11 protein-coding genes and 1 tRNA gene are annotated in these 12940 nt (G+C 52.9%); 4 read left to right on the top strand and 8 right to left on the bottom strand.

Features of this window, described 5'->3' with window-relative positions; genetic code table 11:
• Window positions 1–8: 8 nt before the first annotated feature.
• The 4 genes from PS14A_RS22905 (at window position 9) to PS14A_RS22890 (ending at window position 2407) form a co-directional block, all read left to right on the top strand.
• Window positions 9–494: a hypothetical protein gene (locus PS14A_RS22905; RefSeq protein WP_212617283.1), complete on the top strand. Its 486-nt coding sequence runs from the start codon at window positions 9–11 to the stop codon at window positions 492–494.
• A complete protein-coding gene (locus PS14A_RS22900) occupies window positions 491–751 on the top strand; it encodes an EexN family lipoprotein (RefSeq protein WP_212617282.1) in 261 nt (86 codons plus the stop codon). The genes PS14A_RS22905 and PS14A_RS22900 overlap by 4 nt, the downstream gene beginning before the upstream one ends.
• Window positions 752–753: 2 nt before the next feature.
• Entirely contained in the window at window positions 754–1839 is a 1086-nt protein-coding gene (locus PS14A_RS22895; RefSeq protein ID WP_212617281.1) for a type IV secretion system protein, read from the top strand.
• Between the two features lie 301 nt (window positions 1840–2140).
• Window positions 2141–2407, top strand: coding sequence for an antitoxin VbhA family protein (locus tag PS14A_RS22890; RefSeq protein ID WP_152632659.1), 267 nt, complete (start codon window positions 2141–2143; stop codon window positions 2405–2407).
• A gap of 181 nt (window positions 2408–2588) precedes the next feature.
• Here the strand turns inward: PS14A_RS22890 and PS14A_RS22885 are convergent, their stop codons facing one another.
• The 8 genes from PS14A_RS22885 to PS14A_RS22855 all read right to left on the bottom strand — a co-directional run bounded on the left by PS14A_RS22885 (window position 2589) and on the right by PS14A_RS22855 (window position 12920).
• Window positions 2589–3350 carry a helix-turn-helix domain-containing protein gene (locus PS14A_RS22885; protein ID WP_212617280.1) on the bottom strand — a complete coding sequence of 254 codons (762 nt, stop codon included), beginning with the start codon at window positions 3348–3350 and terminating at the stop codon, window positions 2589–2591.
• Window positions 3351–3352: 2 nt separating this feature from the next.
• Window positions 3353–3583, bottom strand: coding sequence for a hypothetical protein (locus PS14A_RS26670; protein WP_033045894.1), 231 nt, complete (start codon window positions 3581–3583; stop codon window positions 3353–3355).
• A 667-nt stretch (window positions 3584–4250) separates the two neighbouring features.
• A complete protein-coding gene (locus PS14A_RS22880) occupies window positions 4251–5159 on the bottom strand; it encodes a hypothetical protein (protein ID WP_212617279.1) in 909 nt (302 codons plus the stop codon).
• The gene (locus PS14A_RS22875) at window positions 5156–6619 is read right to left on the bottom strand and encodes an AAA family ATPase (RefSeq protein WP_212617278.1); all 1464 of its coding nucleotides are present in this window, start codon (window positions 6617–6619) and stop codon (window positions 5156–5158) included. The genes PS14A_RS22880 and PS14A_RS22875 overlap by 4 nt, the downstream gene beginning before the upstream one ends.
• Before the next feature lie 143 nt (window positions 6620–6762).
• Window positions 6763–7689, bottom strand: a complete 927-nt coding sequence (locus PS14A_RS22870; protein ID WP_212617277.1) for an SMEK domain-containing protein — start codon at window positions 7687–7689, stop codon at window positions 6763–6765.
• A gap of 210 nt (window positions 7690–7899) precedes the next feature.
• On the bottom strand, window positions 7900–8955 hold the full coding sequence (locus PS14A_RS22865) for a site-specific integrase (RefSeq protein ID WP_212617276.1): 1056 nt from the start codon (window positions 8953–8955) through the stop codon (window positions 7900–7902).
• A 126-nt stretch (window positions 8956–9081) separates the two neighbouring features.
• Window positions 9082–9158, bottom strand: a tRNA-Ile gene (locus PS14A_RS22860).
• 15 nt (window positions 9159–9173) lie between these two features.
• A complete protein-coding gene (locus PS14A_RS22855; RefSeq protein ID WP_212617275.1) occupies window positions 9174–12920 on the bottom strand; it encodes a bifunctional diguanylate cyclase/phosphodiesterase in 3747 nt (1248 codons plus the stop codon).
• Window positions 12921–12940: the final 20 nt, after the last annotated feature.

Here is a 12940-nt window from a genome sequence, read left to right as displayed (position 1 = left end):
GGGACGTCATGATTTCGTTCATTCAACTTCCCATTCTGGCAGTCTGTTTTTTCCTCTTGCTAGCCATGCGCCGTTTCTGGATCTGCATCCACAAGATGGGCTTCCTTCGGGAGGTGGGCCGTCGCGCACCTGCGTTGGTTCACACTGACATCCTCGTTGCATCGCTCGCATTTTTGCCCTTCGTAATCGCAGCGGTCGATTGGTTCGGGATTCCATTGCCGTACCAGGAAGGACCGGTTTCACCGGTGCTTGCCGCTTTTCTTTCAGTTGGGTGTTTAGGTGGTGCAGCGCTGGCGTTACGCGATTCTGGAAGTCGCTTCGCTGGGCATTGGGCTGGCACTCGGGAAAGCGCCCTGCGAACTGTCGCGACGCTTTGCATCATCGATGCTGCTGAGCTTGCTTACGCTTTGAATTTCGCGCAGCAACATGAGGCTCGTCATGGGTCGAGTCGAGGTGTTGTGATCGATGTAGAAAAGCAGGAGGTGCGGAAATGAGAGGTTTTTTTCTAACTCTGCTGATCGCCGTAGGACTGGCTGGATGTGGCGAAAACACCCCCGTGCAAACTGTCGACTGGTACAAACAGCACGACTCGGAAAGAAAGGCGATGGTTGCCAAATGTAAAGCCAGTTCTGGCGAATTGGCCGCTTCGCCGAACTGCGTTAATGCGCAGCAGGCCGACAACGAAAAAGCCAATGCCCGACGCGGATGGCTAACCCCAGGTGCGGTCGATCTCGGCAAGAAGGGAGACTGAACATGGAAGGGCCAATGATTTTTCAGTTCATCGGGGCTTTTCTCGATACTGCATTGAATGCATTCGTGAGCCAAACCGCCGGCAACGTCATTACGATGTTTACGCTGTTCGCGCTTGGGGGCACCACGCTTTACCTGACTGTCATGGGTTACATGATCGGCTGGGGGTATATCGAAGCGCCGATGTCCACCTTTCTGAAAACCTGCGCCAAGCTCATTTTGATCGCAGCATTTGCGCTGAATGCTGACATGTATATGGAATGGATTGTCGGGGGCATTCGGTCCTTGGAGGTGGGCTTCACTTCGGCCTTTGCCGGCACGGGTTCCTCTGGCGGGGAGGCCACATCCGTGTATCAAGTAGTAGATCACGCCTTAGGTCGAGGATGGGGAATCGCTGGTGACCTTTGGGAGCGGGCGGCCAATCGTGATTGGTCGGAAATCGGCATGGCATTTGGTGAGTATTTCAATGCCGGCATCATTGCGGTAGCAACCGGCTTGCTGGGTATTCCGGCTGGCGGAATGATCGTTGTTGCTAAGGCGGGGTTAACGATCATGCTCGGTATAGGCCCTTTCTTTCTCATCGCTTTGATGTGGCCTGCCACTGCTCGTTTCTTCGATAGCTGGTTTGGCCAGGTTATGACCTATGTATTGCGTATCGCCCTCATGGCGGCTGTTGTAGGGCTGGCATTCAAAGGGTTCGATGCGCTGATAAACAGCGTTGACCTGGATAGCGAGCAAAATCCACTGTTCACGTCTCTGGTTCTGATCACCTTCACCATTGTCATGTTCTGGCTGCTGGGTGAGGCGAACTCAGTTGCAGGGCAGCTTGCCGGTGGGATCAGTAGTGCGGCAGTCACGCTGCGCGCGATGGCTCAGGGCGCTGCCTCGCCTATTCGAACTGCTGCTCGGTTGATGAATGCTCCGAGTACGCGGCGTGATATGGAGTCCGGCATGATGGTGACAGCTGGACGTACAAATCATTTGGTGGCGGGTAATACCCTCTGGAATCCAGCTTACCGGCAACACGTAGTGCAAAACTTAGGCAAGAATTGGGGCCATGCGAAAGGTGGAAGGATTGGACAAGGCTAATCGTCCTCCATCGACCTCTTCTGGCTGCATGTATGTTTGCCCTGCGCGCCCTGGCGGGCTCACCCAAAGGGGCTCTGCCCCTCTGGACTTCCTGCCCCTCGCCGGGTGGCAGGGCTGCGGGGATAACGCCTCCCGCAACCCAGCCAATAGGGTCATCGTGAAAAGCGCGTCAAGGGTTCGCTTCGCCGGCATCCTCACCCGGTCCCGCTTCGCGGGCTGCGGCTTGTGGTGCCGCCCTTGACCCACTGAGTCCGCGCTGAATTTGTCTTGTTATTAATCTGTCGGTGTTTCGGAGTGATCAATGAAGCTACGCAATACCATTACCGACGAAGAGCGTAAGCGCAGGCAGGAAGCGGTCGATTATGCTCGAGCATCGACCGAGCTTTCGGGTTACAGCCTAAGCACCGAGGATGAAGCTCGCGCTCAGGCTTTTGTAGACGGTGATCTGGATTTGAGTGATTTTGTACGCTCTACAGCGCCGTCTGAGCTGGAAGATGTGTCAAGGGCATCACCGGAGGCCGCAGCGGAGCGGAGCCCTTCAGGGCGAGCACCGAACGGGCGAGGATGATGGGCGCAGCCTTTACCCTTGATACAGCTGCAAGCGTCCAAGCCTAGCGCCAGGGGTAGGAACCAGGCGAAGCCGCAGGACCTGCCCCTGCCGCCAGTCCGGCAAGGATAGGATGCGGGGTGCAACCGAAGGGGTTGCCCAAGCGGAGCGCGGAGAGGCCTAGAGTTCTTAAAAAACGTCATCATGGCGTTCGCTGTGGTCGTAACTGGGCGAGGAATCTGTTCCCCACTCCTCGGTCCACCTTCACGTCGCTTGCAGGCGGCTTGTTTGGTGAGGGAAGGCTCGCCTGAGGTCTTCTGTTTTTTGCTATCTCCAAACCAAGGTTCGGTTTGAATTGCCCGGCCCGATATTTCATCGCTACCCCAGAGAGCCAGTATTCAGGTCCCTTTTTGATGAAACCTGCGGCCATAGCCCCGGCCAGTTCATCCAGAAGCGTCTGGGCGGCATCGGTGGGGATTCCTTGCAGGATCCTGCCAACTGAATCCTTGGAGTGCTTCGTCAACCCTTGTGGATAAACCAGATGCCTGGGTGACGTGTCCGAAGGTAGTAGTGGCTTTGATTTGATTTTATTTGGTAGTTCAAGGCGTGACATCTGCGTGGCGTCGGGCGGTGACACCCGGCTGACATCCCCCCCTGTCAGTTGAATGTCATGGGGGGGTGACATAGCTGTGACATCCTGCTCAACGTTAATAGTGTAGAAGTTACTGGTTTGTGAGCCGTCAGTTCTAAACCGTGGGGTAGAGGAGACAAGTCCGGCTTCACAGAGCTTCTTCAAGATCCTTTGTACTGTTCGGGCCGAAACACCGCATTTAGCAGCTAACAGTTTTACGCTGGCAAAACAGGGCTCCTGTTCGTTTTCGCATTTAGCGATATAAACGAGAATGAGCTTGTCTTGCGCAGGTAGCTGCTGGTTATAAACCCAGTCTATAGTCCTGTAGCTCATGTTCAGGCCTGAAGAGCTGGGGTATCAAGAGACAGTGCCTGGTTGACTTGCAGAGTTCGGAAATAGACTCGACGCCCAACGCGAACAACCGCAGGCTTCAGCTTTCTGGAGAGCTCTGAGTCGCTGTACATCGCTACTCTGAATCCGTCTGCAGAACGGTCCAACAAGTTTGCGACTTGAGCCATGCTCATCAACGGGCCAAACCGGTCCAAAAGGTATTGTTCGGAAGTCATATATTTCTCCGTAGTTACGTTGGCTTACGTATCATTTGTAATGTTCGGAGAAAGCTATCAATTAAGTTTGGTGACAGTAAAGGTAGGGGGTTGCTGGGAAGTCGTCGCCAACAGTAGTGTGGCTGTGTTGAAAAACAAATTGGTAACAACTAAAAAACACAGGAAAACTAAAGAAAACAAAATATAACAGAAGGAAAACAATAGAAGGCAGCAGCCGGATAGCTGCTACATTCTTTTTAAGGTCGGGAACTCAGCTGGGTAATTGCACTCCACCTGACCACACATTTGCATTCGACTTGACCAGTCGTTTGCGTCGGGTTTGACCAGCACACTGGGTGGCCCTGACTGGCTGAAGTCGACCGATTGTGTTGAAAAAAGCCGGCTTTCCCGAAATACTAGAATATTGATGGATGAAAACACCTCAGTTGCACGCGGCTACGTGAACTCCGAGTCCTGAAAGTTCTGCAAAAAATTCAGATTTCAATCTCAGGCGCGTACTTTCTCGCGGGGAATTCGAAACCGACTTTTTCAACAGAATCGGCCAGAAGCAGACAGTCTGCTGTAGCTCCTTTCTACACAAGGAGCGATTGGGAGTACGATTTTATTAGACGATTGCGAGTTTAGCCCCAGCCAATAAACACGCTTAAATCGCAAATACTGCAGGCAGCTACGGTGCCAGAAGGTCGTGAATATCAGCAAACAACTTTCCTAACGTGCGGCTGCGATAATCTCCTCGGTCAAATCTAGTCAATGTTTTTTCATTAGTGGTAAGATTCAGCTGTGGATTGGCCTGTAAATTTTCCCATGCAAGTTTTGCATTGGCGTACTCCACAGCGTCACATAGAGATTGAGCATATCGTTCGACTATCATGAACGTTTCTAGCGAGCGCTTTGTGGTATCGCAACCTGACCGCCGTGCACTCACGCCAATTTTAATACCATTCGGATCGCTTTCAAGCATATCCAGCAGGTAGCTATTTTTAAGAGGATGGTAGAGATGGAACGATATCTGTTCGGAGTCAAACAGAGGGTGTAAGTGTTGATATTTGTGGAAGTCCGCCGAACCTTTCAGAGAGGTGTTGCAATTAGTGCAGGCGGGAATGAGATTACTAAGCGTGAGCGCTAGATGGGGATACGCATCCTTGTAGTAGAAGTGATCCAGAGGAGGGCGATAACCGCGTTTCCGTTTAGAATCAAGTACCGTCTTGGCATCGACCTGGTGGCAATATGGGCATACTTTAATTCTTGATTTTTCACAGAGCTTGTAGGCGTCCCAGCCAACTTTTTTCTTAATAAAGTTATCGTAGCTAAAAATTTTCTGAAGTTCAATCACGAACTGCTCTCGAAAGTCGCCTGCTTTCTTCTTGTAAGCTTCAAAAGTAATGATGCTTTTAGTAACATCTTGTAAGTCAGAAGAGTGCAGTAATGCTTCGACCTGGCGTATAAATCCAAATGTGATTGTATGAGGACCACCCTGTTTCATTGCTGCTCTAAAATAGCGTTCTATAACGCTCTTGAGAAATGCCCGATGTTCTGCTCTAGCATCATCCCAATTACTAGAAATCGAAATGATCATTCGTTCCCCTCAAAGCTCACCAGCCTGTCGAGTTCTGCTAAGATGATCGGATTGTCAATGCTGTCCGTGACGATCTTATCCCTTTTACCCTCAATACCCTCTTTTAGATTATTGATGAGCTCATTAATACGCTGAGACGCAAATTCGCCGATCGTTCTGGACTGAAAAGACTGATTAAGCAAGGCATGCAACGTGGCCGCAAACGCAATGGGTGTTTTGCCATGAGCGCCGTCATCCAGGCGGCATACGAATTGCTTGGGCACATCGGTAGCCAGCAGAGGCGAATGTGTGCTCATTACGACTTGCAATGTCTCCAAACCGCGCTTATCTCTTTCCATCGCTAAGAATTGGTTTAACTGATGTATATAAATTCGCTGCCACTCTAGATGTAGAAAGGCATCTCCCTCGTCTATCAATAGCAAGATGTTTTTTCGCCGTTTTGCCATCGCACTCAACGCTTTCGCTATTCGGCAGAATTGTGACATCAGCGCTGCCTGACCGGAGCTCATGCCATCTAGACGAGTAGTAAAATATCCAACGCTCGCGGCCTCTGGAGAGGATGGAGCGAAGTGTTCAATAGGAAGTGTAAAGCGCTTTGATAATTTCGACGCTAATTTTGATTGAGCTCGACGAAATAAATTAGTGTGTCCCAATATATAGTACGCATTATAAATATCATCAACGTATCGTTGGGTCGATTTTTCAGGTTTTGCAAGTCTTCCGCTCAAAGGAGTTGATAGGCATATATCTAAAATACTTAGAATTATGTCGCGACTATTTTTTTGTCTGACTGCTTTCTGAAGTACCAGTAGTGTTGCCATGGCTAACCCGCGATCAACCTCATAGGAAAGGTAGGCATGCAGCGCTGAGCGGGCTGCCTCTTTTTGGTCCCAAAAATTGACCACATTTACCCCTTCCGGGTCAAGGGCCATATCATACAGCCGATCGAAAATAGGGGTGCCTGGAAACAAGCTTAGTTTTGGAGGCACTTCATGATCATAAAGAACATCTATTACATTTTGGATAGTTTCCGAGATATTCCAGTTGGCATTGAATTCGATAATTGGCTTAAATCCAAAAAACTCCATCACCCGGGCTTGCTTCGCGATTTCGAACATATCGAGATTATTCGAGCGGCGAGCGGAAGCATCGAGCAAATTGTCTAGCCTCTTGAAAGTCGGCCCATAAGGGACGGCTGAATAGTAGATCACGCCCCAATCCTCGACAGCGGAGGAACTGTGCAAAGGGCCATCGTTCACCATATGGACTTGGATTTCACTTGCAATCACACTATTGAACTGTCCGGAAAAGTACTCGGCGATCTGTTTGAGTAACATACTTTTGCCTGAACCGTTGGGTCCGATCAGTAATGATAATGAACACACATCGAAAATATTAGATGTGGCGCTATCCCTCATTAGTATAGTTTTGTTTCCTGCTTTTATTTTGGAAATAAGCATCTGAAGTGCTGGCCTCGATTGGTCTTCGCGGGTCTGATCTATTTTTTACCGTATAATTTAAATCCGAACCCATTATTCCTAATTGCGCGACGATAAGGCAGCGCTGTGTAAAAGACCCTGATCTAAATATAATATAAAAAATCTCACTGACTTAGATTCGCGTTAATTCTTAGTAGTTCGTCTTTGATTTGGTCTGCGCTTGCAGCGATAGGGTCGCGAATTCCCATCATGATAGCGAAAGATTTCCAGAACTCACCTTTTTGAGCGTCTTCGGCCGTAGGCCGGCAGTTCCGACTAACGCTGTCCCACAAGATTGGAAATTTTTCCCGTACGCTATTTTCGCAGTTTTGTAGAGTTCTACAAATGTTGGAGAATTCCTCAGCGGCTACAGCGTTGGAAATTAGCTTGGAACCACTCTTCTGTAGGCTAATGCGAACTTCTCGAATAGCTGTCAACATGTCAAAAGGTTCTTCGTGCCGTTCAAGCTGATAAAAAACTGCCCGATCTAGGAAAGTCAGATTCGCCGCTAGTTCTTTTTGAGATTGTTTTAGGAAGGCGGTTTTTTCTTGAAATAAATGGGGTAAAAAACTCTTCACGACACTTGCAGTTTTTCGCAATACACCCAAATTGCAAGTATTAAGTTTCTGGATTAACAAATCAAAATCCATAACGTGCTGACCGACATCAAAGACCACACCCACGCAGCAAAGCTTCACGGTATAGGTTTTCTGCTTCGGCTGCAGAAAGAAGAAATACAAACTATTAATGGACTGCTTTAAGTTTGATGTTGCGATGACTTCAAGAGTTTTATTTATCTTGCCTGAAGATTGGTCGGATGAAATTTGAATGCCAATTTTTTGTGTTCGATCGACCAAATCTATACCAGGGTAGTTTGCTGAACCAACTAGCTCAAGATTCCAGCCAAAGATCGTATTCAGAAGCGGTGCCACAAACCCTTCTGCAGCTTTGTTTGTATCTAGATTTCCAGTTTTACCGCAGTTCTGGACGTAATGCTGGTATGTAGAGAATCCAGTGAGTATCTCCTTTATCAATCGTTCGTTCTCGAGCATGGAAATTCCCTTTTCTCTCTAAAAAGTTTAGTTTTCGAGTTCTATTAAACGTATGGCGGGCAATGATACCAGTGTCATTTATTATTTAGCGAGGTGCCATGCGTCTTGAGCGTAAACGCCTGCTTCTGGCCGTTTTTTGCCGGTCAAGGCCACCCAGTGCGCTGGTCAAATCCGATGCAAATGGGTGGTCAAGTCCATGCAATTACGCACTCAGCCAAACTGATCGAGCTTACGCACCAGATCCTCGGCACGTAAATGCGTATAGCGCTTGAGCATCTGCATTGATTTATGACCGCTGATCGCGGAAACCTCCTGATCAGAAAGTCCTCCCTCGACAAGCCTGCTGACAGCCTCGTGTCGAAGATCGTGGAATCGGAAATCGGGTACGTTAGCCTTTTTCTTGATCGTGCCCCAGATTTTCGTGAACGCATAAGGGCGACGCTTTTGGTCCTTTCCTGGTTCGCCGAAGAAGACCAAATCACAATCTATAGGACGTACCGGGTTCGCCAGGGCGGTACGAAATACCTCGGTAGCTAATTTGCTCAGAGGGACGGTACGAGCGCTATCGTTTTTCGTGTCTGAGAGCCGCACTATCCGTTTTTGGATATCAATCTGTGAGCGACGTAGGCTCGCGATCTCAGAAGCGCGCATGCCCGTTGCCAAGGCAATCTGGACAATCCACGCCAGCATGGGGTTGCTGTGCTTGTTCACTGCTGCCAATAGGCGTTTTTCCTCATCAGCCATGAGGCGTCTATTTCGACCTTCGCCTGGGCTCGGCTTACGAATATTGAGCACTGGGTTAAAGGTTAATCCGAGCCCCCACTCTTGAATCGCAACCGTGAACAGATGGCTAAGCAAAGCCAGCTCCAGCCGCACCGTATTGTTACTCGTGGGATTGCCGCGGTTGGTGAGTGAGCCCAGTCGGGTGTCGCGATAATTGGCGATCACTTCGGACGATAACGCTGCGAGGGAATACTTGCCCAGATGCTGTATCAACTGCTGCGCCTTGGTGGCCTCTGCTCGCTGTGTAGTCGGCTTCTTGGTAGGGCTCACTTCACGGAGATAGCGCTGGAGCGCCTTTTCGAGCGTAAGTCGCTCGGATCCGCTGCGCTGGATGTACACGCCGCGCACCATTTCGTCTTCGGTGCGTCGTGACCAGTCCTCGGCGTCGCGTTTGGTGCGGAAGGTTTTGGCGTTGGTCGGCCATCCGGTTTTGCGGATGACGGCCTTCCAGGTGCCGGCAGGGGTTTTAACGATTGTGGCCATCTGAAGGACTCCAAAGGCGTGCAAGCGAAGCCGCACTGTACCTAATTTGTACCTTTTGACCATAGGACTGTATCCGCGATGGTTCCGCCAGAAACGCGAAAGCCGCGCAATGCGCGGCTTTGGAGTTGGTGGGCCCACACGGACTCGAACCGTGGACCAAAGGATTATGAGTCCTCTGCTCTAACCAACTGAGCTATAGGCCCTCAGTAGGCGGCGGATTATAGCGACGGTTTCGCGGCTGTGCTATCCGAAAAATCCGATACGGTTACATGCAGAAACGTCGCGGCGAATTCGTCCGGTGGCAGGGGCAGGCTGACGATGTAGCCTTGGATCTGTTCACAACCTTCTGCGGCGAGGAATTGTTGTTGCGCCTGGGTTTCCACGCCTTCGGCAATTACCGTGAACTGCATGCTGCGGCCGAGCGCGATGATGGCGCGCACAATCGCCGCGTCGTGGGGGTCGTCAGGCAGTCCGCGGACGAAGGACTGGTCGATCTTGAGGATGTCCAGTGGCAGGCGTTTGAGGTAGCTGAGCGAGGAATAGCCGGTGCCGAAGTCATCGATCGCCAGCTGCACGCCGAGGTGTTTGAGTTGGTGCAGCACTGCCAGCGCCTCTTCGGCCTGACTCATGATGAAATTCTCGGTAATTTCAAGTTGCAGTAAATCCGGCCTGAGGCGGTTGTCCTTGAGCAGTTGTTCGATGCGCACCAACAGGTTCGGTTGACGCAGTTGCGCGCCGGCGAGGTTCACCGACAGCGGCCCCAGCGGTTGGTAGATCTCGTTCCACTCGAACATTTGCCTGCAAGCGGTTTCCAGCACCCAATCGCCGATCTGCAGGATCATTCCGTTCTCTTCCGCCAACGGAATGAAATGCTCGGGCGGCACGTCGCCGAAGGTTGGGTGGCGCCAGCGAATCAGCGCCTCTGCACCGACCAGACTGTGATCGACCAGGCTGATTTTCGGTTGGTAATAGAGAAACAGCTCATCACGCTCGATGGCACGGCGCAGTTCGTGCTCCAGCGCTATGCGCTCGCTGGCCTGGGCGGTGAGGTCGCGGGTGTAGCTTTCGACGCGGTTGCGTCCTTTGGCTTTGGAGCGGTACATCGCCGCGTCGGCGTTTTTCACCAGGGTGGCCACATCGCAACCGTCGCGCGGATAGAGGCTGGTGCCAATGCTGGCGCTGATAAAGAACTCGTGTTCGCCGGCCTGAAACGGCGCGCCGAAGCAGTTGAGCAGTTTCGTCGCGATGTTGTCGGCGTCGCTGGCTTGCTGCAAGCCTGGCAACAGGATGATGAACTCGTCGCCGCCCAACCGTGCGACTGTGTCGATATCGCGCAGTTGCTCCTTCAAGCGCACGGCGATGCCCTTGAGCAACAGGTCGCCGACCGGGTGGCCGAGGCTGTCGTTGATGTGCTTGAAGCGGTCGAGATCGAGAAACAGCACCGCGCCCTGGCCGCCATTTTCCTGTTGGCTGGTCAGGGCCATCTGCAGGCGGCTTTCGAACAGGGTGCGATTGGGCAGGCCGGTGAGCGGATCGTGGTGAGCCTGATAATCGAGCTTGGCCTGGGCATGCTTGAGGCTGGAAATATCGGCAAACACCGCAACGAAGTGAGTGATGAATTTGTCGCGATTGCGCACGGCGCTGATGGTCAGCCAGCTCGGGTACAGCTCGCCGTTCTTGCGCCGGTTGGAAATCTCGCCTTGCCAGTGTCCCTCGTCGGTCAATTGATGCCACATCGCTGCGTAGAAAGCGCTGTCATGCAGCCCTGACGCCAGCAAGCGTGGCGTGTGGCCCAGTGCTTCGCTTTCGCTGTAGCCGGTAATTTCGGTGAAGGCACGGTTGACCGCGCTGATGTGTTGTTGGGTATCGGTGATCAGCACGCCTTCTGCCGTGCTCTCGAAAACGGTCGCGGCCTGCTGCAGTTTTTCCTGCATGAGATGGCGTTCAGTGATGTCGCGGGCGATGGTCAGCATGCAATCCTCGTCGCCGATCGGCAGCGGGCGACTGGACACTTCGCACAGGCGAATCTGCCCGTCGCTGCGACGGATGTGGCATGTGAAGTCGCGGACGAAACCGTCGCGTTGCAGCAGGTCAAGCATCTGTTTGCGTTCGTTGAGGTTGACCCAGATGCCCAGATCCAGCGTCGAACGATCCACCGACATCGCGCTGTTGAAACCGGTGATGCGGCTGAAGCCTTCATTGACCTCCAATAGCAGGCCGTCGCTCTGGCGTGACAGCAGCAGGCCGTCCGGCGACGCATGGAAAGCCTTGGCGAATTTCTCTTCAGAAGTTTGCAGTTGCTGTTGGGTTTCCTTGAGCTGGCTGATGTCGCGCACCACGACCACCAGCGCCGGCGTGGTGTCGAGGTCGAAAGGCTCGGCGGAAATCAGCCCGGTGAAGACTTGGCCGTTGTTGCGGCGAAAGGGCATTTCCAGATTACGGATGCTGCCGGCCTGCAAACGCTGCAAGAGGCCCGGCCCGACGCCGGGAATGCCCCAGATATTGAGGTTGGTGGCGGTCTGGCCGATGACGTCCTCGGCCCTGAGGCCGATCTGCTCCTCGAAGGCTTCGTTGACCTCTAGCAGGCAGCCGTCGGACAGACGCGCAATCACCAGAATGTCCGGGCACTGCTCGAACACCGACGCGAACTTTTGCTCGGACAGGCGCAGCGCCTCTTCGGTGCGCTTGATTTCACTGATATCGATCATCAGCCCGCGCATCACCGGTTCGTGGCCATGCTCGATCAGGCTGACGATATCGCGCACCCACAGGCAGCGGCCGTCAGCGGTTATCACGCGGTAATCGACGATGTGATCGCGGCCCTGGCGTAGCGCTTCCTTGCAATAGTTCTGCGTGCGGGTCAGGTCGGCGGGGTGAATGATGTTGTGCCAGAAGCCCGGAATCAGCCAATGGGACTGTGGATAGCCGAGCAAGTCTTCAGCATGCGGCGAAACATAGCTGTAGGTGAAGTCGCTCATCCGCGCTTCCCAGGCAATCGCCGACAGGCTCTCGACCAGGCCGCGGTAGTGATATTCGCTGCTGCGCAATTCCTGCTCAAGGTCGATGCGCCGGGTGATTTCCGAGCTCAGGCGGCGGTTGATGCGAATCACCACGGCCAGCACTGTCATCAGCAGCAACAGGCCGGGCAGGCCATACATCAGCAGATCTGACCAGAACGTCCGGTGGTCGAGCACGTTACCGACCCAGTGTTCCTGGATGCTGCTGATTTCTGCCGGCGTCATATCGGCGAGGACTTTATCGAGGATGCCCACCAACATCTTGTTATCGCGAGGCACGGCCATTGCCAGTTGATAGCGATACGGGGTTTCGCCGCTGACGTAGAGGCCGTCGAGCTTGAGCTGGCGCAGGCTCCAGACGCTGGAAGCGAGATCGCCGACCACCGCGTCCACTTCATCGGTCGCCAAAGCTTGCAGCGCCGAACTGACGTTGGGCATGGCGACCAGATTCAGGTCGGGGTGGTGAGTGCGCAGCAGTTCGTGGGGAGCGTAGTTGTCCACCACGGCGATTTTCAGGCCATACAGATCATCGAGTTTGCGCGGCTGGGCGCCACCGACATGGGCGAGGATGACGATCGGGAAGTCGAGGTACGGTCGGGTGAATGACAGATAGTTCTGGCGTTCCGGTGTAGACATGATCCCCGGCAGCAAATCGATCTTGCCCTTCTTGACCTGCTCCAGCACCACCGTCCAGCTCACTGGTTCGATAGGTGTAAGTTTGATCGCCAGGCGTTGACGGATTACGTCGATATAGTCGGCAGCCAGGCCCTGATAACGGTTCTGATCGTCCCGAAATTCGAAAGGCGGCCACGACGCGTCGACACCCAGGCGCAAGTCAGGGTGAGCCGCCAGCCAGCTGCGTTCTTCATCGGTGAGAGTCAGCGCGTCAGCCGTGGCGGTGCAGATCATCAATGACAGCAGAAACAGCACGGGCGCCAGTCTGGGCATAACGCTCTCGTCAGGGCTTG

It is taken from the genome of Pseudomonas sp. 14A, assembly GCF_018132745.1.
Lineage (GTDB): Bacteria > Pseudomonadota > Gammaproteobacteria > Pseudomonadales > Pseudomonadaceae > Aquipseudomonas > Aquipseudomonas mercuritolerans.
This window is presented reverse-complemented; position numbering and strand designations above follow the sequence as displayed.